The sequence below is a fragment of the Pseudomonas sp. TMW22089 genome, assembly GCF_022496645.1.
Classification (GTDB): Bacteria; Pseudomonadota; Gammaproteobacteria; order Pseudomonadales; family Pseudomonadaceae; genus Aquipseudomonas; species Aquipseudomonas paraversuta.
This window is the reverse complement of record NZ_SCFG01000006.1, coordinates 184,481-206,323: the sequence shown is the minus strand read 5'-3', so window position 1 is coordinate 206,323 and position 21,843 is coordinate 184,481. Positions and strand designations below refer to the sequence as shown.

The 21,843-nt window shown below is 59.0% G+C and carries 19 protein-coding genes; 10 read left to right on the top strand and 9 right to left on the bottom strand.

Going from position 1 to position 21,843, the window contains the following annotated elements:
* Nucleotides 1–14: 14 nt before the first annotated feature.
* The 6 genes from EQV90_RS08805 to yaaA form a co-directional block, all read right to left on the bottom strand.
* The gene (locus EQV90_RS08805; protein ID WP_010656006.1) at nt 15–1,490 is read right to left on the bottom strand and encodes an alginate export family protein; all 1,476 of its coding nucleotides are present in this window, start codon (nt 1,488–1,490) and stop codon (nt 15–17) included.
* Nucleotides 1,487–2,968 carry an alginate biosynthesis TPR repeat lipoprotein AlgK gene (algK, locus tag EQV90_RS08800; RefSeq protein ID WP_240877992.1) on the bottom strand — a complete coding sequence of 494 codons (1,482 nt, stop codon included), beginning with the start codon at nt 2,966–2,968 and terminating at the stop codon, nt 1,487–1,489. The genes EQV90_RS08805 and algK overlap by 4 nt, the downstream gene beginning before the upstream one ends.
* Nucleotides 2,969–2,970: 2 nt before the next feature.
* The gene (locus EQV90_RS08795; RefSeq protein ID WP_240877991.1) at nt 2,971–4,140 is read right to left on the bottom strand and encodes an alginate biosynthesis protein Alg44; all 1,170 of its coding nucleotides are present in this window, start codon (nt 4,138–4,140) and stop codon (nt 2,971–2,973) included.
* Nucleotides 4,141–4,175: 35 nt separating this feature from the next.
* On the bottom strand, nt 4,176–5,660 hold the full coding sequence (gene alg8, locus EQV90_RS08790) for a mannuronan synthase (protein ID WP_191985188.1): 1,485 nt from the start codon (nt 5,658–5,660) through the stop codon (nt 4,176–4,178).
* 72 nt (nt 5,661–5,732) lie between these two features.
* Complete coding sequence (locus tag EQV90_RS08785) at nt 5,733–7,049, bottom strand: nucleotide sugar dehydrogenase (protein WP_127196038.1); 1,317 nt, start codon at nt 7,047–7,049, stop codon at nt 5,733–5,735.
* 633 nt (nt 7,050–7,682) lie between these two features.
* Nucleotides 7,683–8,462, bottom strand: coding sequence for a peroxide stress protein YaaA (gene yaaA / locus EQV90_RS08780; protein WP_003440096.1), 780 nt, complete (start codon nt 8,460–8,462; stop codon nt 7,683–7,685).
* Between the two features lie 210 nt (nt 8,463–8,672).
* Here yaaA and EQV90_RS08775 point away from each other — a divergent pair, with 210 nt between their 5' ends.
* From EQV90_RS08775 to EQV90_RS08765, 3 genes are all read left to right on the top strand, one after another.
* A complete protein-coding gene (locus tag EQV90_RS08775; protein ID WP_240877990.1) occupies nt 8,673–9,794 on the top strand; it encodes a polysaccharide deacetylase family protein in 1,122 nt (373 codons plus the stop codon).
* 329 nt (nt 9,795–10,123) lie between these two features.
* Nucleotides 10,124–11,518 carry a PhoH family protein gene (locus EQV90_RS08770; RefSeq protein WP_003440099.1) on the top strand — a complete coding sequence of 465 codons (1,395 nt, stop codon included), beginning with the start codon at nt 10,124–10,126 and terminating at the stop codon, nt 11,516–11,518.
* Nucleotides 11,519–11,700: 182 nt separating this feature from the next.
* Nucleotides 11,701–12,600: a LysR family transcriptional regulator gene (locus tag EQV90_RS08765; protein ID WP_003440101.1), complete on the top strand. Its 900-nt coding sequence runs from the start codon at nt 11,701–11,703 to the stop codon at nt 12,598–12,600.
* Between the two features lie 206 nt (nt 12,601–12,806).
* Here the strand turns inward: EQV90_RS08765 and EQV90_RS08760 are convergent, their stop codons facing one another.
* A complete protein-coding gene (locus EQV90_RS08760; RefSeq protein WP_240877989.1) occupies nt 12,807–13,253 on the bottom strand; it encodes a DMT family transporter in 447 nt (148 codons plus the stop codon).
* A gap of 147 nt (nt 13,254–13,400) precedes the next feature.
* Between EQV90_RS08760 and moaC the strand changes: the two genes are divergently transcribed.
* The 3 genes from moaC to moaE are packed head-to-tail and all read left to right on the top strand — an operon-like array spanning nt 13,401 to nt 14,571.
* Nucleotides 13,401–13,874, top strand: coding sequence for a cyclic pyranopterin monophosphate synthase MoaC (gene moaC / locus EQV90_RS08755; RefSeq protein ID WP_010655998.1), 474 nt, complete (start codon nt 13,401–13,403; stop codon nt 13,872–13,874).
* Complete coding sequence (moaD, locus tag EQV90_RS08750; RefSeq protein ID WP_240877988.1) at nt 13,871–14,116, top strand: molybdopterin converting factor subunit 1; 246 nt, start codon at nt 13,871–13,873, stop codon at nt 14,114–14,116. The genes moaC and moaD overlap by 4 nt, the downstream gene beginning before the upstream one ends.
* A 2-nt stretch (nt 14,117–14,118) precedes the next feature.
* On the top strand, nt 14,119–14,571 hold the full coding sequence (moaE, locus tag EQV90_RS08745; RefSeq protein ID WP_003440110.1) for a molybdopterin synthase catalytic subunit MoaE: 453 nt from the start codon (nt 14,119–14,121) through the stop codon (nt 14,569–14,571).
* A 71-nt stretch (nt 14,572–14,642) separates the two neighbouring features.
* Here the strand turns inward: moaE and rhlB are convergent, their stop codons facing one another.
* Complete coding sequence (gene rhlB, locus EQV90_RS08740; RefSeq protein ID WP_240877987.1) at nt 14,643–16,133, bottom strand: ATP-dependent RNA helicase RhlB; 1,491 nt, start codon at nt 16,131–16,133, stop codon at nt 14,643–14,645.
* A gap of 84 nt (nt 16,134–16,217) precedes the next feature.
* Nucleotides 16,218–16,874: an alpha/beta fold hydrolase gene (locus tag EQV90_RS08735; RefSeq protein ID WP_003440112.1), complete on the bottom strand. Its 657-nt coding sequence runs from the start codon at nt 16,872–16,874 to the stop codon at nt 16,218–16,220.
* A 419-nt stretch (nt 16,875–17,293) separates the two neighbouring features.
* On the opposite strand from EQV90_RS08735, the gene EQV90_RS08730 reads away from it, so the two are divergent.
* The 4 genes from EQV90_RS08730 to EQV90_RS08715 all read left to right on the top strand — a co-directional run bounded on the left by EQV90_RS08730 (nt 17,294) and on the right by EQV90_RS08715 (nt 21,455).
* The gene (locus EQV90_RS08730) at nt 17,294–18,322 is read left to right on the top strand and encodes an amino acid ABC transporter substrate-binding protein (protein WP_003440115.1); all 1,029 of its coding nucleotides are present in this window, start codon (nt 17,294–17,296) and stop codon (nt 18,320–18,322) included.
* Nucleotides 18,323–18,387: 65 nt separating this feature from the next.
* Entirely contained in the window at nt 18,388–19,569 is a 1,182-nt protein-coding gene (locus EQV90_RS08725; RefSeq protein WP_160628355.1) for an amino acid ABC transporter permease, read from the top strand.
* 10 nt (nt 19,570–19,579) lie between these two features.
* Nucleotides 19,580–20,677, top strand: coding sequence for an amino acid ABC transporter permease (locus tag EQV90_RS08720; protein ID WP_003440119.1), 1,098 nt, complete (start codon nt 19,580–19,582; stop codon nt 20,675–20,677).
* Between the two features lie 13 nt (nt 20,678–20,690).
* Nucleotides 20,691–21,455 (top strand): amino acid ABC transporter ATP-binding protein, encoded by a 765-nt coding sequence (locus EQV90_RS08715; RefSeq protein WP_003440122.1) that lies wholly within the window; start codon nt 20,691–20,693, stop codon nt 21,453–21,455.
* Nucleotides 21,456–21,843 lie beyond the last annotated feature (388 nt).

Below are 21,843 nucleotides of genomic sequence, written 5' to 3'. Positions count from 1 at the left end.
CGTTGGCGTGGTCATCAGAAGCGCCAGATCACGTCGACAAACGCGCGGTGCATGTATGAGTCGACGCTTTTGCCGTAGGCATCGCCGGGCTTGAATACACCGCCGCGAAAGCGCACCAGCGCCGAAGGTTCATCGATGGACTGGCTGAGGGCGGCCGGCAGCAGGCCTTGTTTGAAGTACTTGGTGACCACCAGATCCATTTCCTGACCGAGGTCGTTTTTGCCGTCGACCAGCGGCAGCGAGGTGCTGGAGAGCAGGCCGCTGGTGGGGTCTTCGCTGTTTTCTACGGCATTGATACCGTTGCTGCCCACCGGTTTGCTGGCGTCGACGCGCCAGAACTTGTGATAGACCAGGCTGGCGTCGTAGTCCTCGCGCAACTGCCACGAGGTGAACAGGCTGGCGCTCTGGATGTTCTGCATCTCGCCACGGAAGGCTTCGCCGAAACGGTGGACCCGCGAGCGGGTGCCGGTGAAGCTGGAGCGGTTGCTCTCAAGCCCGGTCTGCTGGTAGTCGGCGCTGGCCCGGGAGTAGGCAGCGCCCACTTGCCAGTTCGGATCAAGGCGCAAACGTACCCCCAGGTCGGTGGCCCAGCCGTCGACGTCGTCACTGGTTTTGGCGCCGGCGAGGGTGCGCCCGTCGACCGTCGAGGTGGCCAGGGTGTCGCGCTTGCCGGTCATGCCGGTGACGCTGGCCCAGTAATTGACGGTGTTGCTGTTGCGGTAGTTGTAGGCGTCGCTGTTGGCCTCGATACCGAGCCAGGTCAGGTCGCCGTTACGGGTTTTATCCAGGGCGTCGACTTCTGCGCCTTCGTGTTTGAGCTTGCCGTCGTCGTGGCTGTGGTGGGCGCGGACGCCGACCCATTGGCCGGGCTGCCATTGCGCCGAAATGTCGCCGTACAGGTGCAACCGGTCCTGATCGTCCGGGGCCAGTTCGCTGAGGTCGGTGCGGTACTCGCTGAAGCGCTGGGCAGCACCGAGGTTGGCCTTGAGCAGGGTGGTGTCGAAGGTCCAGTTCAGGGCTTCGATATTGGTATCGCGCCACATGCCGTCATCGTTGTGCAGGCGCTGGCGTCCGAGTTTGAGCTGCTCGCCGGGGTAAGCGGTGAAGCCTTTGTAGCCGATCCAGAATTCGCGCAAAGCCAGATAGCTTTTGTCCGGTTGGCGCGCGTCATTGCCGCTGCTCGATTGCTCTTGATCGGACTGCTGCAGGGTATCGGTTTCAATAATGTCGCTGGAGGTCACGGCCTGGCCCATGGCGTAGGCGCTCCAGTTACCGCGCTCGCCATATACCCAGGGGCGCAGGTCCAGACCCACGCCGTTGACGTCGCCTCCCTCGCGGGTGCCCAGGTCGCGGTCGTCTTCGGACTGGGCGGTGACTTTCAGGTCCAGCCCGAAATTCTGCTCGTCGGTCAGGGCGGCCAGGGTCGGACACGACCACAGCAGGGCGAAAGACAGACCAATGCCGGCTTTCACAAAGGGATTCAGGGTCATAGGGCTTCCTCGCCGTTTTCTTGTTCCAGCGACTGCACGGCCAGGGCGTTCTGGCTCAGGCTGGCACGCAGCGCTTGTTCTTTTTGCAGCAGGCGTCGGGCTTGTGCGCGCTGCTCTACGGGTAACTGCTCGTCGAGTTGCGCGGCCAGTTCGTTGCCCTGCGGGGTGTCCTGGACTAAGGCCAACTGGCTGAATACATAGGCATTGAGTAGGTTGGGGCGGGTGCCCTTGCCTTGGGAGAACAGCTGGGCGATGGCGAAGTCGGCGCTGTTCTGGCCGTTGCGGGCGGCCTTGAGCAAATGATCGAGGGCTTTTTGCGGGTAGACCTGGCCCAGGTAGCCCCGGCGGTAGATCTGCCCCAGGTAGTAATCGGCGGCCACTTCTTTATCCACTGCCTGCAGGAAATGCGCCTCGGCTTTTGCCGCGTCCGGGGTCAGCCACTTGCCGTCGTAGTACAGCTTGCCCAGCAACAGTTCGGCTCGCGGCTGGTCTGCGGCCCGGCCGTTGTCCAGGTACTCCTGCAATTGCGCGACATCGCCTTGTTCCGGGAAGTCGTAGAGCAGTTGCGCGAGGCTGACCCAGGACGCCGGGTAAACCGGTGCGATGTTCTCCAGCAACGACTTGGCCGTGTCCGGGTCGGGAGTGCCGAAGGCGGTCAGCACCCGGGCGACCCCGTCGATCCGCTGGGCTGATGCCGTGCCACGGCTGTAAGCGTTTTGCAGTTGCTTGAGCAGGTGTGCCTGTTGCTCGGTTTTGCCTTGTTTCTGATAAACCGTGGCCAGCTCGACGTAGCAGCTGTCATTGCTGGCCAGCGCCTGCTTGCAGATGGATTCGACTTGATCCAGATGCTGGTCGTAGGTGTCCTGGATGCGATAGAGGGCAATTTGTGCCAGGCCCGCCTGGGGATAGCCGGCCGCGAGCCACTGGCTGATTTGTTGTTGCGGGTTGACCTCGGGGAAGCTCTGCGGGTGCTGCAAATACAGCATGGCCAAAGGCGTGAGGCTGCTGGCGTCGCCGCTGGCAAAGGCTTGCTTGAGCAAGGTTTGCGCTTCGTGCAGTTCGGCTTCGCTGGCGCCTGGCTTGGCTGCCAGCAAGCGACCCAGGCGCGCCTTGGCCCGGGGCGAAGTTTTCGCCGCTGCCCGGTAGGTGGCTTCGGCTTTTTTCAATTGCCCGGCGTCGCGGCTTTGCATCCAGATATCGGCCAGGCCAACCTGGGCCTCGGTGTAGCCCAGGTCTGCCAGCACTTGGTAGTTCTGTTGCGCGGTGGCGATATCGCCGCGCTTGAGCGCTTCATTGGCCAGGCGTTGATCGGGCAGGCCGGAACAGCCGGCCAGGGCGATGGCCAGCAGACATAGCGCGGTAATCTTGTGGGAGCTGGCTTGCCAGCAATACGGTCCATGGGGTTGGCCTGCAACACCGGGGGGATGCAATCGCTGGCAAGCCAGCTCCCACAGCTGATTGGGGGTAGGGTTTGTCATGGTTAAAGACCCGCGGCCATGGCTTTGTCGATCAGCCAGTTCAGCGACGGCCCCCGGTCGCTGCTGACTTCAACCGGGCGGCCGGTGAGGGCGCTGTCGAGCGGGGCGTCCGGCTTGATTTGCACGCGGATGTCCGAGGACAGGTTGTCGCTGTCCAGGCTGGTGCTGCTGATGATCTTGCCGCTGCGCACGGCGTCTTCACCGGCCACCTGGAAGTTGACCCGGGTGCCGGGCAGTACGTTGCCAAACTGGCGATAGCTGAAGCGTGCTGCCACGTCGGCTTCACTGTTGCGCGGTACCAGTTTGAAAATCACGTCGCCCTTGCTGGCGTACTGGCCGTTGGCGACCAGTTGCTCGGCAACCACGCAGTCACAAGGCGAGGTCAGGGTGCCGGTCATTTGCTTGCCGAACAGGGTTTCGATGTTTTCGGGTTGTAGCTGGTTTTCGTCCAGATGGCCCTTGAGCACATCGAGCATGCTGGTGCTGAAGGTGGCCAGGGGCGCGCCGTTGGCCGCCAGCTGGTCATCCTTGATCAGGCTTTGCACGGTGCCGTCGCGGGGCATGGTGATGTTCAGGCCCTGCACGCTGACCAGTGCCGACTGGGCGTGGGTGACGAAGTACAGGCCGTAGACCGATTTGGCCACGAAGCCGAAGGCCAGCAGGCCGACGACAAAAATCCCGGCGCTGAAGGTGACGGCTTTGAACCGCCCGAATGGGCTCATGCCGCTGCCACCGTCCTTGACCTTGCGCGCCTTGGTGAAGTTGTCGCGCTGCAGGGTGGCCAGGACTTCGCCCATGGTCACGATGTCGCCGCTCAGGTGCGAGGTGATGAGGTGGCGCAAGGTGGCAATGTCTTGCAGGTCGAGGTTCTGGAACTGGCAGCCGACGCGACCGGTCTGGCGGTCTGCGTTGCGCACCAGCAGGTCGACGTCCATCGTCAGGCCCAGGTTGTCGATCACAAACTGTAAGCGCCCCTTGATCATGTCGCCGGCCTTGAAGGTCTGGTTGGCGGCGTTGAAGCTCAGGCCCCCGGCCGAGAGGTCAATCAGCTTGACCTCCATCGGCGTACGATCGGCGCCGGAAAAGTGCAGCCTGGCCGGGATTTTGACCCGCGCATGCTGACGCTGGGCTTCAGATTCGTGGACAACGTTGGCGTTTACTTGAGTGTTCATAAGGTCTTGTTCCTGGTTAATTCGATCGAAGCGGTTCAGACCATCAGCAACAGCACGGCGACGAAGATGCTGCCGGCGGAGAAGGTCATGGTCCGGGACGACCAGGTGTTGAACCAACGTTGAAAGCTGGCCAGATCACGGGTCAATTTGGTGTCCTGACGGGTCCAGGATTGCTGGTCGAGGCGGAAGAACACGTAGATCTTCACCAGGGCGCCAACGATCTGGTTGTAATAAAGAATCAGCGGGTAGGCCGGGCCGATCCGGTGCCCGGAGCAGGCGAGTAACAGGGTCAGAATCAGGCGGGTGAAACCGATCCACAGCAGGTAGGCGATGAGGAAACTGATGCCGTATCGGGCCGTGGCGATCAGCGCGGCGGTCAGGCCCAGCAAAGAGGTCCACATCGATACCCGCTGGTCGAACAGCACCAGGCTGGTGAACAGGCCCAGGCGTTTGACCCCCAGGCCCAGGGCCCGGGCGTTCTGGCGCAGGTTGTTGCCGTACCAGCGAAACATCAGTTTGCGGCTGGCCTTGATAAAGCTTTTTTCCGGCGGGTGTTCCACGGTGTAGATGGCGGCGTCCGGCACGTAGAAGGTGTCGTAACCCAGGCGCATCAGGCTGAACCAGCTGGACTTGTCATCGCCGGTCAAAAACTTGAAGCGGCCCAGGCGCCAGTGCTGCAGCGAGTCGCTTTCCACATCGGCGATAAAGGCCGGGTCGGTGACCACATTGGCGCGGAATACCGACATGCGCCCGGTCATGGTCAGTACGCGCTTGGACAGGGCCATGGAGCACATGTTGATATGGCGCTGGGCGAAGCGCAGCTTGTGCCATTCGCTCATGATGTAGCCGCCGCGCACTTCACAGAATTCGTTGGTGGTGAGGCCGCCGACATTGCCGAACAGTTGAAACCAGGGCACGGTTTTGCGTACTACGCCGGGGGCGAGCACGGTGTCGCCGTCAATCACTGCAACCACTGCGCGGTCATCCGGCAGATGGCGGGAGATGGCGCGAAAACCAAAGGCCAGGCCATCGCGCTTGCCGGTGCCGGCGATGCGTACGAAGTCCAGTTTGACCCGGGCTGGCGGGTTGAGGCGTTGCCACATGCTTTTGACCAGCAACTCATCGGATAGCTCGACCAGCGAGCAGACGATGGTGGTGGGCAGGCCGCAGTCGATCGCTTCACGAATCACCGAGCTGTACACCTGGGCGGTGGTCAGGGCGTCGATGCGAAAACTGGTGACCATCAGGAACACGTGGGAGGGGTCGGCAGACGTGCCCAGCTTGCGCACTTTGCGCCGCAGGTGCGGGTACACCACATATAAAAACAGCATGCCGCGCAGGAAGTGCGTGGCACCCATTGAGTAGCGCCAGATACCCACGGCGCCAATCAGGAAAATAAAGTTTTTCGACTCGGCGTCGAAGATCGATGTCGGCAGCGCCAGGGCGAGCCCCATCAACAGTGTCAGGTAAAACAGCCAACCGGCGGCCTGGAGAAGGCCGTTTTTAAGCCTGGGCATGATCAGTATCCGTTTGGGTTCTGCGCGGCCCCGCAGGAGCGAGCAAGCTCGCTCCTGCGGGGGGATATCGGTTTGTTACCAGCAGATGCCTTCAGTGCGGCCGGTTACGCTGGTGGCCCTGGACATGAAGCCCACCAGGTCGATCACTTGTTTGCCGTGGGGGGCGTTTTGCGCCAGGGCGCGGAATTTTTCGTCGCGGTTACCCAGGATGATCAGGTCGCTGTTGTTGATCACTGCGTCAAAGTCCGAGTTGAGCAGGGACGAGACGTGGGGGATTTTCGATTCGATGTAGTCTTTGTTCGAACCATGAACACGGGCGTATTCGACGTTGGTGTCGTAGATGCTCAACTCGAACCCCTTGCCGATCAGCATTTCGGCCAGTTCAACCAGCGGGCTTTCACGCAGGTCATCGGTACCGGCCTTGAAGCTCAGACCGAGCAGGGCGACTTTGCGTTTGTCGTGGCTGGCGACGATGTCGAAGGCGTTCTGTACTTGTGATTCGTTGCTGCGCATCAGTGAGTTGAGCAACGGTGCTGCAACGTCCAGGGAGCCGGCACGGAAGGTCAGTGCACGGACATCCTTGGGCAGGCACGAGCCGCCGAAGGCAAAGCCGGGGCGCATGTAGTACTGCGAGAGGTTGAGGGTTTTGTCCTGGCACACCACGTCCATCACTTCGCGGCCATCCACGCCGACTGCTTTGGCGATGTTGCCGATTTCGTTGGCGAAGGTCACTTTGGTGGCGTGCCACACGTTGCAGGTGTACTTGATCATCTCGGCCACTTCGATGTCCTTGCGGATAATCGGCGCGTCGAGTTCTTCGTACAGTGCCTGCAGCACATCCCCGGAGGCGGTGTCGAGTTCGCCGATCACGGTCATTGGTGGCTGGTCGTAGTCGGCGATGGCGGTGCTTTCACGCAGGAACTCAGGGTTTACTGCGACCCCGAAGTCGATACCGGCTTTTTTGCCCGAGCATTGCTCAAGGATCGGGATCACGACATTTTTCACGGTGCCCGGCAATACGGTGCTGCGTACCACGATGGTATGGCGCGAGGTTTTGTCACGCAGCACCGCGCCGATTTCACGGCACACCGCTTCGATGTAGTTGAGTTCCAGGTCGCCGTTTTTCTTGCTCGGCGTGCCGACGCAAATCATCGACAGATCGCTTTCACGAATCGCCGAGGCAAAATGGGTAGTACCGCGCAGGCGGCCGGTCCGGATGCCCCGGGCCAGCAGTTCGCCCAGGCCGGGTTCAACGATGGGCGACTTGCCGAGGTTGATCAGGTCGATTTTATCCTGGGAAATATCCACTCCGATAACTTCGTGGCCACGTGCAGAGAGGCAACCGGCGCACACGGCACCGACGTAACCCAAACCAAATATGCTAATGCGCATCGCGTATACCTCTGTCATCTAAAGTGTGGGCGAGCCAGGAATTACGGCGAATAAAGTCCGCAACGCCAGGAATCGGCATTGTTAATGTTCAAACTTTTTTAAGTTGTGCGAATGGCAGTCAACTGATGATTTACTGCAAGGCGTGCCGGGTGAAGGGGGCAGCCGTTTATTGTCGATTATCGTCTGTAAATCGTTGGTTTTTAAACGATTTAATGCCGCTCGTGATGAGGGGTGACGCTCATTTTTATCACGCTTACTTCAGTCGTATATACCTTCGAAGTTGGAGCCTTGGTTGTAAGTCATATCCTACAATCCTTGTAATAAATGTTACGGGTTCTCTGAGCGGCGCTTATGGACATAGTTCCAATCCGTTGATCGCGTTTTCTCGGAATATGAACATTTACGAAAAAGATGGCACTGGTCTCATATTGATGGCACTTGAGGTTTGGCCCTTTAATTACGGGTAGTTAGTTGTGGCTAATAGTTAAGTGCCATTACCGGACAAAAAACAGGGTGCCATTACGAAAAAAATTCACCGTTGTCGAGTGAATTTAAGTTCATGGAGCACAGAGACAGGATTTTTACAGCGCGACGCATGCTCTGTGGGGCAGAGCTGCGTCATAAGGGCGGGGGTTACTCGGGGGCGTGATCACGCAAGAAGACCAGCAGGTCAGGTTTTGACTGCTCGGCACTGTAGCGATAGCCCTGCTCATCGAACTGCTTGAGCAGTTCCGGGTTATTGATCCGCTCCTTGATCACAAAGCGGCTCATCATGCCCCGGGCTTTTTTCGCATAGAAGCTGATGATTTTGTGCTGACCGTTTTTCAGGTCCTTGAATTCGGTGTTGATGATGCGCGCGTTCAGGGCCGGTTTTTTGACCGCCGAGAAGTACTCGTTGGACGCCAGGTTGAGCAGCACGTCATCGCCCTGTTCGGCCAGAGCCTCGTTCAGCCATTCACTGATGCGCGTGCCCCAGAACGCGTAAAGATCCTTGCCCCGGGCATTGGCCAGCTTGGTGCCCATTTCCAGGCGGTACGGCATCATCAGGTCCAGTGGGCGCAGCAGGCCGTACAGGCCCGAGAGCATGCGCAGATGAGTCTGGGCGTAGTCAAAGTCGGCTTCACTGAAGTCCACGGCGTTGAGGCCTGTGTACACGTCGCCCTTGAAGGCCAGCAGCGCCTGCTTGGCGTTTTCCGGGGTGAAGGCCGGTGTCCAGCTACCGAAACGGGCGGCGTTGAGGCCCGACAGCTTGTCGGATAGATGCATCAGTTCGCCAATCTGTTGCGGGCTCAGCTCGCGCAATTGCTCGATCAACTCCTGGGAGTGGTCCAGGTATTGCGGCAGAGTGAACCGCGCAGTGGCCGGCGGCGTCTGGTAATCGAGGGTTTTGGCGGGTGAAATCACCATCAGCATGGGGTCGTCTCCTTTTAGCGTCGGGCGATTCTAGGCGCTGGCGGGTTTTGACTCCACCTATGGTGGTGATAGAAAGCCCTCGTCGCTGACAAGGTACGAGGTTGCAACAAGGGCCGAAGCAGCCTCAGCAAATCCTTTCGCAACCTCGTGCCTCGTCAGGGACTACGGTGCGGTTATAGTGCTGGCAGTTATTTAAAGGGGAACTGATCCGTGCGCATTGCTCTTTTTTTCTGCGCCTGGCTGCTGGGTTCGGGGGCTGTCGCCGCAACCAATGAACCCGCGACGCTGGACCGCAGCACCTGGCCCGAACAATTGCTCAGCCCGGCTTTGTTCGATGTGGCCTCGCGTGCCGAAATCCTGACCTTCGCCCGTGAATTGCTGACCAGCGAGGCACTTGATGACGACGCCCTGAAGCAGCGCCTGAATCTGAAAATCATCAACATCGACGAGATTGATGGCGTTCGGCGCAGGATGTGGCTGCGGCTGCTGGCCAATTATGATTTTGCCCAGCAAAGCTGCGACCAGGACGCATCGTTTTGTTATTACATCGACGACATGGCCAGTTTGCGTGAGCAGGCCGGCAAGTTCGAAGTCGCCGATGATTCGTTTTATGCCGCCTGGGCCGGGCCGAGTCGCGAGTTTCACCGGCGCTATCTGGATGAGCAATTGCGCCTGGCGGCACTGTTCCCGCAAATCAGCAGCGAAATAGGTCTGTTTGGCGATCAGGAATTCAACGGCGACGAGATGAATGACCGGCTGTTCATGCTGACCTTTGACAGCGGTCCGACACAGTTGCCGGGCAACACGGACTGGTTGACCGACTATCTGCGCAAGCAGTCCATCAGTGCCACTTTCTTTGTCTTGGGCAACGGTCTGCAAGGGCGACTCGATAAAAGCTCGGAAGCGGCAGTGCAAGCGCTGTACAAGGGGCAATGCGTGGGCGTGCAGGGCTGGGAGTATCGTTCCCATAGCCATTGGCAAGACTGGCAGGGTTCGATCTTGCGCAGTGTGGCGTTGGTCAGGCAAGTGGTGCCGCAGAACTACGTTCCCCTGTTTCGTCCGCCTTATGGGCAGCGTCGGGCGGACAGCGCCGGGTTCTTTGGGGCACAAGGCTTGAAAGTGGCGCTATGGGACATTGATTCCCGGGACCTGGCTGCCAGCCTGACCGCCGAACAGTCGGCGCAACGGGTGTTGAGCCTGATGCTGCTGTGGCGCCATGGGGTTATTGTCTTTCACGATACCCAGGACAAGGTGCGCAGTGCAGTGCCCTGGCTATTGAAGGCGACGGCGCAGAGCGGGCTTGGCTGGGAGGATTGCGCGAAGGCTATGTAGGAGCGAGCTTTTCAAACAGCTCGTTCCTGCGGGGCTGGGGTAACAAAAGATTACATATAGACCTCTGACTCTAGCTGCGCTTCGGGCATCCGCCAAGGCTATTCGTCAGTCTGAAAAATAAATTCCTTATTCGTTAAAAATCCTTTTTTTTGTCACACGTTTAGGAGTATTACGAAGACAGACCGCCGAAACCTGCACCACAGGTGGCGTCTTCCAGGACCCATCGGGAAGGGTATTCATCTGAACGCATCAGATGAGTTCGGCAGTCACTTCGAGGCGCAGCACTGTTGAGGTATTGCGTCGAATGGCTCCCACAAAGGTGACCGAGTATGGATGATCACGGACGCACTCCTTCTTCCAACCAGCCAATCCTTTATGTGCTCGATACCAATGTTCTGATTCACGATCCAAACGCATTGCTTAACTTCGAGGAACACCACGTCACCATCCCGATGACGGTGCTCGAAGAGCTCGACAAACTCAAAACCGGCAAATTACTGGTGGCTGCGGAGTGTCGCCAGGCGATCCGTCTGATTGATCAGACGCTGGGCGCGTCTTCTCCCGAAGACGTCGAGTTGGGCGTACCTATTCTGCGGGGCAAAAGCGGTCCCAAAGGCTTTTTATCGATTCTGATGAACAAGCGCCGGGAGCCCAACGCGCTGCTGCCTGAAAACCTCAACGACAACATCATCATCAACCAGCTGATCGATCTGCATACCCGTGACCCTGCGCGGCGTGTGGTGCTGGTGACCAAAGACATCAACATGCGCCTCAAGGCCCGGGCGTGCGGGATCGCCTCCGAGGACTACAGCACTGACCAGCTGGTTGACGACGTGGCGCTGCTGCCCCGTGGCTATCACACCATGACGGGCTCGTTCTGGGACCGGGTCAGCAAGGTCGAAACCCGTCAGGGCCATGGCCGTACCTGGCATCAGGTGCAGTTGATCGACAACCTGCCGGCCGTGCATATCAACGAGTTCATCATTGATGAACAGGGTTTTGTCGGCTGGATCAAAGAGATCCGCAAGGACCACCTGCTGATTCTCGACCTGCATCAGGAGCCGCTGCTGCATCAGGAAGCGTGGGGGCTCAAACCGCGGGATATCTATCAGGCGCTGGCGCTGTTTGCCTTGCTTGATCCGGACATTCATCTGGTCAACCTGTCGGGTGCGGCGGGTTCGGGGAAAACCATTCTGGCGCTGGCCGCCGCCATCGAACAAACCATGGTCAGCAAGCGCTACCGGCGCATTATCTGTACCCGCAGCGTGCAAGGGCTGGATCAGGAAATCGGCTTCTTGCCGGGCACCGAAGCCGAGAAAATGGAGCCCTGGCTGGGGGCCATCACCGATAACCTTGAAGCCTTGCATATGGAGGACGAAAACACCCATGGCAGCGTTGATTACATCCTGAGCAAGGTGCCGTTGCAGTTCAAATCCCTGAACTACATCCGTGGCCGCAGCTTCCAGCAAAGCCTGATCCTGATTGACGAGTGCCAGAACCTGACACCGCACCAGATGAAAACCATCATCACCCGTGCGGGCGCAGGTTCGAAAGTGGTGTGCCTGGGCAACCTGGCGCAGATCGATACGCCTTACCTGTCGGCCACCAGTTCGGGGCTGACCTACCTGACGGAGCGTTTCAAGGACTTCCCCAACGGTGTGCACATCGCCCTGCAAGGGGTACCGCGTTCGATTCTGGCCGAGTACGCCGAATCTCACCTCTAAGTTAACCCGGCAATAAACCTGTAGGAGCGAGTTTGCTCGCGAGCTTTTAAACAGCTCGCGAGCAAGCTCGCTCCTGCTTCAGTAGCCTGAGGTAAGCTTGCTCGGCTTACGCGCTGTTGCAGTCTGTTGTTCGGGTTCAGGCATGCAGCGCTCCCAGGAGTTGGCCAAGACAGGAGAGTCGGGTGTTATTGCGTAATATCGATTTGAATTTGTTGGTGGTGCTCGATGCGCTGCTGACTGAAAAACACGTGACCCGTACCGGAGTCCGTTTGCATTTGAGTCAGCCCGCCATCAGCCACTCGCTGAATAAACTCAGGGTGTTGCTCGATGATCCGTTGCTGATTCGCCAGGGCAACGAGGTGGTGCTCAGTGCGTTGGCGCAAAACCTTCAGGCGCCACTCAAGGAGATCCTGGGGCAGATTGAAACCTTGCTCGGCCAGTCCATCGACTTTGTGCCGGCAGACTCGCAACGTACCTTGCGCATAGCCATGTCCGATTACGGGGCCGCGATCGTGCTGCCAAAATTGCTGGTGCAACTCAGGGCGCAGGCGCCGGGCACCTCGCTGGTGGTAATCCAGGACAGCCGCCTTGGCATGCTTGAACAAGTGGGGCAGGGCAGGATCGACCTGGCCATCGGTGTGTTTCCCGCTCCGGGGGCGGATATCTGCACTGAGGTGCTGTTTGAAGAAACCTTTACCTGCCTGCTCGACCGTCGTTCTCTGCCTGAAAATGGTGTGCTTGATCTGGACAGCTACCTGGCGCGCCCGCACCTGCTGGTGTCTATGGACGGCAACACCCGGGGAGAGGTCGATAACGTCCTGCGGGCCCGGGGTTTAAAACGTCGGGTGGCGGTCAACGTGCCTCATTGGGGCACGGCCCCCGGGATGATTGCCGATACCGACCTGATCCTCACCGTGGCCACCCGCACCCTGACCAACGTGCCGTTTGGCGACACCCTGGTGGCAATGGCGCCGCCGCTGACGGTTGCCCCGTTCAACTATGTGCAGGCCTGGCATAACCGTTTTAACCAGGACCCGGCCCATCGCTGGTTGCGCGAACTGGTCAGGCAGGTGAGTGCCTGATCCTCTGATCTCCTGATCTCCTGATCTCCTGATCTTTCGATCTCCTGATCTTTCGATCTGTAGGAGCGAGCTTTTGATCTTGAAGAGCTCGCGAGCAAGCTCGCTCCTACAGTTTTGGCAGTTTTGGCAGTTTTGGCAGTTGGGGCAGTGTTGGCATTTGGAGTAGTTTTGGTGGCTAAGGCAGTTGAGACAGTTGAATCATTCCGTCAGCCCCGTGAGGCGATGACAAACCCCGCCAGCACTACGCTCACCCCGAGGATTTTCTGCAGGCCCGGAGTGTTCTTTGGCAGTCCGAGCAAGCCGAAGTAATCAATCACCAGGGAAATAATCAACTGGCCCAGCACCACTGCCATGATGAAATTGAGTGCACCCAGGCGCGGTACGCTGATCAGCGCGACGGTGATGTAGAACACGCCGGCCAGACCGCCGAGCCAGATCCACCAGGGGCCGCTCAGCAAGGCGCCAAGGTGGGGGCGCGGGACTTTGACGATAAGCATCACCAGCGCAATGGCGACACTGCTGACCAGCAATGAAATGACGGTGGCCCAGAATGGATGTCCCAGCGTCACCCCCAGCCGGGCGTTGCTGGCGGCCTGCAAGGGCACCGCAACGCCGGCCAGCAGGCTCAGGGCAATGGCAATAAATAGTGGCATGAGTACGGTCTCCAAAGTTTCAACCGTTGTACGGCCAAGACGCGCAGGTGGCCAATTCGATGTTCTGATGCTCGGTATTCGCGGGGTCGATGGCCTTGAGCCGGGCCCCGGGTTTACAATCGCGGCTCCCCTCTGGAGTACTCCCCTGTGCTGACTCATCTGGATTCCCAAGGCCGCGCGAACATGGTCGATGTCACCGATAAAGCCGTGACATCCCGTGAAGCGACGGCACAAGCGGTGGTGCGCATGCGCCCTGAAACCCTGGCAATGATCGTCAGCGGCGGTCACCCCAAGGGCGATGTTTTTGCCGTGGCGCGGATCGCCGGAATCCAGGCCGCGAAAAAAACCTCGGATTTGATCCCGTTGTGCCATCCGCTGATGCTCACCAGCGTCAAGGTTGAACTCAGTGCCCAGGGCAGCGATGCAGTACTGATCGTGGCGCGCTGCAAACTGTCGGGGCAGACCGGCGTCGAGATGGAGGCCCTGACCGCCGCCAGCGTCGCGGCCCTGACTATTTATGACATGTGCAAGGCTGTCGACCGCGGCATGAGCATCGAAAGCGTACGCGTGCTTGAAAAGCTCGGTGGCAAGAGCGGGCACTTTCAGGCTGATGCCTCATGAAACTAAAGGTGATGTTCTTTGCCCGTTACCGCGAAGCCCTGGGGCTGGATAGCGAAGCTGTCGAAGGCCCGTTCACCTCCATTGAGCAGTTACGCGGGCACCTGGTGCAGCGGGGCGGAGCCTGGCAAGTATTGGCCGAGCCCAACCTGATGTGCGCGCGCAATGAAGAGCTGTGCAAGCCTGACGAGCCCTTGGCGGACGGCGACGAAGTGGCGTTTTTCCCGCCCGTGACAGGAGGCTGAAGATGACGGTTCGGGTGCAAGCGGCAGCCTTTGATCCGGGGGCGCAGGTCAATGCGCTGCACGCGGCCAACCTGGGGGTGGGCGCGGTGGTGAGTTTTGTCGGCTATGTGCGCGACTTCAACGACGGGCGCGATGTGGCGGGGATGTTTCTGGAGCACTATCCGGGTATGACCGAAAAAGCCCTGGACAAGATCGTCCTGGAGGCCGAACAACGCTGGCCGCTACTCAGGCTTGAAGTGCTGCATCGGGTTGGCGCGCTTGAACCGGGGGAGCCGATAGTCTTTGTCGGTGTTGCCAGCGCCCATCGTCAGGCCGCATTCGATGCCTGCGCCTTTGTCATGGACTACCTGAAAACCCGGGCGCCGTTCTGGAAGAAAGAACAGACCGGCGATGGACCGCGTTGGGTCGAAGGTCGCGTGAGCGATGAGGAAGCAGCGGACCGCTGGAAGAAATAATACCCCTTGGGAGCGAGCTTGCTAACGAGCCGTTAAAAGCTCGCGAGCCAGCTCGCCCCAGAGGGAGATGATCAGGCCGTTACAGTCGGATCATGGGGCTTGCGCACGGCCCGTACTACAGGTCGCAGCAATTCAGTCGGCGGTGTTTCGCAGCTGATTTTTTTGCCCAGCAAGGCTTCGATCGACGGCAATTGATAGGAGTCGTCTTCACCGGCAAAACTGATCGAGACGCCGCTGGCGCCCGCCCGGCCAGTACGGCCAATGCGGTGCACGTAGTCGTCCGGCACTTCGGGCAGGGTGAAGTTGATTACGTGACTGATACCGTCGATGTGAATCCCGCGTCCTGCCACATCGGTGGCCACCAGTACGCGGATCTTGCCTTCGCGGAAACCTTCGAGGGTCTTGATGCGTTTGTGCTGCGGCACGTCACCCGACAGTTGCGCGGCGTTGATGCCGTCACGCACCAGGCGTTCTTCGATGCGGCGCACTTCATCCTTGCGGTTGGCGAAGACGATGACCCGCTCCCAACCGTTGTCGTTCACTAGGTTGAACAGCAACTTGTACTTGTCTGCCCCGGCAACCGCGTAAACGTGTTGCTCCACCATGTCGCTGGCGACGTTGAGCGCTTCGATTTCGACAATGGCCGGGTCGGTGGTCCATTGCTTGGCCAGGTTCATCACGTCCTCGGTAAAGGTCGCAGAGAACAGCAGCGTCTGGCGCTCGGCTTTCGGTGGGGTCTGGCGAATGATCTGGCGTACTTGCGGGATAAAACCCATATCAAGCATGCGGTCGGCTTCGTCGAGCACCATGACTTCGACCATGTCCAGATGCACTTCGCCGCGCTGGTTGAAGTCCAGCAGACGGCCCGGGGTGGCTACCAGAATGTCGCAATGGCGGGCTTCGAGCTGTTTCAGCTGCTTGTCGAAGTCCATGCCGCCGACGAATGTCATGACATTGAGGTCGGTGTACTTGGTCAGGTCGGCTGCGTCTTTGGCGATTTGCACCACCAGCTCGCGGGTCGGCGCAATGATCAGTGCGCGCGGCTCGCCCATGTAGCGTTCTTTGGGCGGCGGGGTCTGGGTCAGCTGGCTGATGATCGAAATCAGGAACGCGGCAGTTTTGCCGGTACCGGTCTGGGCGCGACCGATGGCGTCACGGTCGCTGAGGGTATAGCCCAGTACGCCAGCCTGAATCGGGGTGCAGTACGGAAAACCCAGGTCTTGAATGGCGTGCATCAGCTCCGGGGCGAGCTTGAAGTCGTGAAAACGGACTTTGCCTTCTTGTGGCTCGACCACGAAGTCTTCGAGTTTCCAGGGAGTGACCGGCGGCTTGGGGGCCGCTTCACGCCGTGGTTTTGCAACTTTGGGTTGTTCGATCTGAACCGGTTCAGGAGCGGGCTGTACGTCGGGAGTGTCCACCGAGGCTTGAGCAGGGGCAGAGCGGCCAGGCTGTTGCGCGTCGGTGCGCGGGCTGGTGGTGCTCGAAGGTGTCACTGAAGCTGATGCGAGTGGCTCAGCCTCGCTTTTACCGAATTTTTTTTTGAGTGCTTTGAGCACGGTCATCTCATCAGTTGGTTAAGGAGTGTACGCCGGGCAGTGTAATGCAAGTCGCGTGCTCGGCGTAGTGAACGACAGGATGTTTCGGTTTTAGCCCAGATGTTTGGCCAGCCAGGCACCGATGTCGCTGATCTCTTTGGGTAACACTTCATGACCCATTGGGTATTCCTGCCATGTTACGGCCACACCCGCAGCCTTCAATCGCTCATAGGCCGTGCGGCCCATGGCGTTTTGCACAACTTCGTCGTACTGGCCATGCAGGCACAGGGCCGGGATCCGTTGCTGACTGGCGGATAACGGCAGCACGTCAGTGAAGGTCGGGGCATAGGTGGAGAGGGCAAGTACGCCACCCAGTGCACCTTCATATCTCACATAGGCGGTGTGATAGACCACGGCGCCGCCCTGGGAAAATCCGGCGAGGAAAATCCGGCTGGCGTCTATTCCGGCCCTTTTCTGATCTTCGATCAAGCTGAGGACGGTTGCCGCGGACTCTTCCAGCTCTTCTTCGCTGATGGAACGCGCCGGGCTCATGGCCTTGATGTCGTACCAGCTGGGCATGGCATAACCGCCATTGATCGTCACCGCGCGGGTGGGGGCCTGGGGCAAAACAAAGCGGGTGGTCAATAACTTCTCTTGCAGCATCTCGGCCACCGGCATGAAGTCATAACGGTCGGCGCCCAGGCCGTGGAGCCAGATAACACAGGCATCTGCAGGCTTTTGGGGCTGGATAAACAGGGGTTCGGTCATGGCTGCTCCATCGTTGTGCGTGCGCGCGGCTTGGGTGCGCGGCAAAGGTGCGTGTTCGTCAGGAAATTACAGAAGATGTCGCCTGCTTGAACGTTTTATCAGCAAATGCGACCTGAAATGTTCAAGGCTTCAGAGTGGTACGCGCTTTGCTATGTGGACAGGGACGTTAATGCGTTCACCTTCGGCGGTAACACTAACAGGCTACTGCCGATGGAGGGACAGCAAAAGCCCGAGGTTGAAGTTAGACATGGAATTCAACAGCTCAAGGGAGCGCTTCGGTTCGAAGGCTGGTGCGATATACCCATCGCTCAAGGCTTATGCCGCGTGACCCAATAAAAAGCCGACACGGGTCAACATCGCCTCACAAGGGGGCGGCGGGTCTTGTTCAAACACAACAAAAGCAGTACTTGGAGGTTTGAATGAAGCAGTTGAAATCCACCCTGGCTTTGGCCACCGCAGCCATCGTGTTGAGCGTTAGCGGTTTTGCTCACGCAGGCGCGACGCTCGATGGCGTTAAAAAGAAGGGTTTTGTGCAGTGTGGCGTCAGCGATGGTTTGCCGGGTTTTTCGGTGCCTGACAAAGACGGCAAGATTCTGGGGATCGATGCCGACATCTGCCGTGCAGTGGCCGCCGCCGTGTTTGGCGATGCAACCAAGGTCAAGTTCAGCCAGTTGAACGCCAAGGAGCGTTTCACCGCGCTGCAATCGGGCGAAGTCGATGTGCTGTCGCGCAACACCACCTGGACCAGCTCCCGTGACGCGGGCATGGGCATGGTGTTTGCCGGGGTTACCTATTACGACGGCGTCGGCTTTCTGGTCAATAACAAGCTGGGGGTAAAAAGTGCCAAGGAACTGGACGGTGCAACCATTTGCATCCAGGCCGGTACTACCACTGAGCTCAACGTGTCGGATTACTTCCGGGCCAATAACCTGAAATACACTCCGATCACCTTCGACACCTCCGACGAAAGCGCCAAGTCGCTGGAAAGCGGGCGTTGCGACGTGCTGACCTCCGACAAATCGCAGCTATATGCACAGCGCAGCAAGCTGGCGAACCCGAATGACTACGTGGTGTTGCCGGAAACCATCTCCAAGGAGCCCCTGGGCCCTGTGGTTCGTAAGGGTGACGAGGACTGGTTCAGCATCGTCAAGTGGACCCTGTTCGCCATGCTCAACGCTGAAGAAGCCGGCATCACCTCGAAAAACGTCTTGGCTGAAGCCAAATCCACCAAGAACCCCGATGTTGCCCGCTTGCTGGGTGCTGACGGCGAATATGGCAAAGACCTGAAACTGCCAAAAGACTGGGTGGTGCAGATCGTCAGCCAGGTCGGCAACTACGGCGAAGTGTTTGAGAAAAACCTCGGCAAAAGCACTCCTCTGGCCATCGACCGCGGGCTGAATGCCTTGTGGAACAACGGCGGCATCCAATACGCACCACCTGTGCGCTGATGGACCTGTCACCCGGTGGGCCAACCACCGGGTGACGTTCTGATCCATTTTTTCAGGGGCACTTCATGCAGACTAAAGTCGGCGCACCCAAGCCGAGGCTCAGCCTCAGCGATCCACGTGTGCGTGCGTGGTTATTTCAGATCATCACCGTCGCGTTGGTGGTCTTCATGGGCTGGTATCTGTTCAACAATACCCAGACCAACTTGCAACACCGGGGTATCACTTCGGGTTTTGACTTTCTTGAGCGCAGTGCCGGGTTTGGTATTGCGCAGCATCTGATTGATTACACCGAGTCGGACAGTTATGCCCGGGTGTTCGTGATCGGCCTGCTGAACACGCTGCTGGTGTCGGTAATAGGTGTGATCCTGGCGACCATCCTCGGCTTTATCATCGGTATTGCCAGGTTGTCCCCCAACTGGATGATCAACAAGCTGGCGACGGTTTACGTCGAGGTGTTCCGCAATATCCCGCCTTTGCTGCAAATCCTGTTCTGGTACTTCGCGGTCTTCCTGACCATGCCGGGGCCACGTAACAGCCATAACTTTGCTGACACTTTCTATATGAGCAGCCGTGGCCTGAACATGCCTGCGGCCATTGGCACCGAGGGGTTCTGGCCGTTTGTGGTCAGCGTGCTGCTGGCGATTGTGGCAGTGGTGCTGATGGCACGCTGGGCCAACAAGCGGTTTGAAGCGACCGGTGTGCCGTTCCACAAGTTCTGGGCCGGGCTGGGCCTGCTGCTGGTGATTCCGGGGCTGTGCATGCTGATCTTTGGCTCGCCGGTGCACTGGGAAATGCCGCAGCTCAAGGGCTTCAACTTTGTCGGTGGCTGGGTGCTGATTCCGGAGCTGCTGGCGCTGACCATCGCGTTGACTGTTTACACGGCGGCGTTCATTGCCGAAATCGTGCGCTCGGGGATCAAGTCGGTCAGCCATGGCCAGACCGAAGCGGCGCGCTCGCTGGGCCTGCGCCCCGGGCCGACGCTGCGTAAGGTGATCATTCCCCAGGCGCTGCGGGTAATCATCCCGCCGCTCACCAGCCAATACCTCAACCTGGTGAAAAACTCGTCGCTGGCGGCAGGTATCGGTTATCCGGAAATGGTTTCACTGTTTGCCGGTACGGTGCTTAACCAGACCGGGCAAGCGATTGAAGTCATCGCCATCACCATGAGCGTTTATCTGGCCATCAGCATCAGTATTTCGCTGCTGATGAATTGGTACAACACGCGAATTGCGCTGATCGAGCGATGAGGACGGGACTATGACAACTCATGTTTTCAAACCCGACATGCCGCCGCCGGGTAACCGCATCGGCATCGTCGCCTGGGCCCGGGCCAATCTGTTTTCCAGTTGGCTCAACACCTTGCTTACGCTGTTTGCCTTTTACCTGATCTGGTTGATCGTGCCGCCGCTCCTGAGCTGGGCGATCTTTGACGCCAATTGGGTGGGCACGACCCGGGCCGACTGCACCAAGGACGGCGCCTGCTGGGTCTTCATTCAGCAGCGCTTCGGCCAGTTCATGTACGGCTATTACCCCCGCGACCTGCGCTGGAGGGTCGATCTGACGGTGTGGTTGGCCGTGATCGGTGTGGCGCCGTTGTTTATCTCGCGCTTCAAGCACAAGGCGATCTACGGTCTGGGCTTTTTGGTGCTGTATCCGGTGCTGGCTTACAGCCTGCTGCATGGCGGTTACTGGGGGCTGAGCAACGTGGCCACCAGCCAGTGGGGCGGCCTGATGCTGACCCTGGTAATCGCCACGGTCGGCATCGCGGGTGCTTTGCCGCTGGGGATTTTGCTGGCGCTGGGAAGGCGTTCGGACATGCCGGCCATTCGCGTGGTGTGCGTGACGTTCATCGAGTTCTGGCGCGGCGTGCCATTGATCACCGTGCTGTTCATGTCTTCAGTGATGTTGCCGCTGTTTCTGCCCGAAGGCATGAACTTCGACAAACTGCTGCGGGCCTTGATTGGCGTGATCCTGTTCCAGTCGGCCTATGTCGCGGAAGTGGTGCGTGGTGGTTTGCAGGCCATTCCCAAGGGGCAATACGAAGCCGCCGCCGCGATGGGGCTGGGTTACTGGCGCAGCATGGGGCTGGTCATTCTGCCCCAGGCCTTGAAGCTGGTGATCCCCGGCATCGTCAACACCTTTATCGCCCTGTTCAAGGACACCAGCCTGGTGATCATCATCGGTCTGTTCGACCTGCTCAACAGCGTCAAACAGGCTGCCGCCGACCCGACCTGGCTGGGTATGGCCACCGAAGGCTATGTGTTTGCGGCGTTGGTGTTCTGGATTTTCTGTTTTGGTATGTCCCGCTACTCCATGCATCTGGAGCGCAAGCTGGACACTGGCCACAAGCGTTAGGTAGGAGTGCGACATGAGTGAAGCAATCAAGAAACCTGCGAGCCCTGAAGGCATTATTCAAATGCAGGGCGTCAATAAATGGTACGGCCAGTTCCACGTGCTCAAGGACATCAACCTTAACGTGCAACCCGGGGAGCGGATTGTATTGTGCGGGCCTTCCGGTTCCGGCAAATCGACCACTATCCGTTGCCTGAACCGCCTCGAAGAGCACCAGCAGGGGCGTATCGTGGTTGATGGGGTTGAGCTGACCAACGACATCAAGCAGATCGAAACGGTGCGCCGTGAGGTTGGCATGGTGTTTCAGCACTTCAACTTGTTCCCGCACCTGACCATCCTGCAGAACTGCACGCTGGCGCCGATGTGGGTGCGCAAGATGCCCAAGCGCCAGGCCGAAGAGATCGCCATGCATTATCTGGAGCGGGTACGGATTCCGGAGCAGGCGCACAAGTTTCCGGGGCAGTTGTCCGGTGGTCAGCAGCAGCGGGTAGCGATTGCCCGGGCGTTGTGCATGAAGCCTAAAATCATGTTGTTCGATGAGCCGACTTCAGCCCTCGATCCGGAGATGGTCAAGGAGGTGCTGGATACCATGATCGGCCTGGCCGAAGACGGCATGACCATGCTCTGCGTGACCCATGAAATGGGCTTTGCCCGTACCGTGGCTAACCGCGTGATCTTTATGGACAAGGGTGAAATCGTCGAGCAGGCGGCTCCGAACGACTTCTTCGACAACCCGCAAAATGACCGGACCAAAATGTTCCTGAATCAGATTCTGCATTAACCGCACCCCCTGTAGGAGCGAGCTTGCTCGCGAGCTCTTCCGCGCCCCGGTAAACAGCTCGCGAGCAAGCTCGCTCCTACAGTTTTGTGGCGTTAGGCATCCCCCGTCTCCCGCAGAAAATGACCGGACCAAACTGCTCCTGAATCAGATTCTGCATTAACCGCACACCTCCCCGTAGGAGCGAGCTTGCTCGCGAGCTCTTCCGCTTCCCGCCAAGGCTTTTGCAGACCTTTTAGCCCGTGGTCGATTGCCCTTGCGCAGGGGGCTGACTACCATGTTGGGCAACTCATCAGAGGACTGTGCTGACAGGCGTACCGCATGTCAGACACTTCCCGCTATCAAGTCATGGCGCTCTGCCGGACTTCTTGACTGCCCAACACCGGAGATC

What these genes read in the sequence shown, in the direction of transcription:
- EQV90_RS08805 (WP_010656006.1), bottom strand. Translation starts at nt 1,490, where the DNA reads ATGACCCTGAATCCCTTTGTGAAAGCCGGCATTGGTCTGTCTTTCGCC.
- algK (WP_240877992.1), bottom strand. Translation starts at nt 2,968, where the DNA reads ATGACAAACCCTACCCCCAATCAGCTGTGGGAGCTGGCTTGCCAGCGA.
- EQV90_RS08795 (WP_240877991.1), bottom strand. Translation starts at nt 4,140, where the DNA reads ATGAACACTCAAGTAAACGCCAACGTTGTCCACGAATCTGAAGCCCAG.
- EQV90_RS08785 (WP_127196038.1), bottom strand. Translation starts at nt 7,049, where the DNA reads ATGCGCATTAGCATATTTGGTTTGGGTTACGTCGGTGCCGTGTGCGCC.
- yaaA (WP_003440096.1), bottom strand. Translation starts at nt 8,462, where the DNA reads ATGCTGATGGTGATTTCACCCGCCAAAACCCTCGATTACCAGACGCCG.
- EQV90_RS08770 (WP_003440099.1), top strand. Translation starts at nt 10,124, where the DNA reads ATGGATGATCACGGACGCACTCCTTCTTCCAACCAGCCAATCCTTTAT.
- EQV90_RS08760 (WP_240877989.1), bottom strand. Translation starts at nt 13,253, where the DNA reads ATGCCACTATTTATTGCCATTGCCCTGAGCCTGCTGGCCGGCGTTGCG.
- moaD (WP_240877988.1), top strand. Translation starts at nt 13,871, where the DNA reads ATGAAACTAAAGGTGATGTTCTTTGCCCGTTACCGCGAAGCCCTGGGG.
- moaE (WP_003440110.1), top strand. Translation starts at nt 14,119, where the DNA reads ATGACGGTTCGGGTGCAAGCGGCAGCCTTTGATCCGGGGGCGCAGGTC.
- rhlB (WP_240877987.1), bottom strand. Translation starts at nt 16,133, where the DNA reads ATGACCGTGCTCAAAGCACTCAAAAAAAAATTCGGTAAAAGCGAGGCT.
- EQV90_RS08735 (WP_003440112.1), bottom strand. Translation starts at nt 16,874, where the DNA reads ATGACCGAACCCCTGTTTATCCAGCCCCAAAAGCCTGCAGATGCCTGT.
- EQV90_RS08730 (WP_003440115.1), top strand. Translation starts at nt 17,294, where the DNA reads ATGAAGCAGTTGAAATCCACCCTGGCTTTGGCCACCGCAGCCATCGTG.
- EQV90_RS08725 (WP_160628355.1), top strand. Translation starts at nt 18,388, where the DNA reads ATGCAGACTAAAGTCGGCGCACCCAAGCCGAGGCTCAGCCTCAGCGAT.
- EQV90_RS08720 (WP_003440119.1), top strand. Translation starts at nt 19,580, where the DNA reads ATGACAACTCATGTTTTCAAACCCGACATGCCGCCGCCGGGTAACCGC.
- EQV90_RS08715 (WP_003440122.1), top strand. Translation starts at nt 20,691, where the DNA reads ATGAGTGAAGCAATCAAGAAACCTGCGAGCCCTGAAGGCATTATTCAA.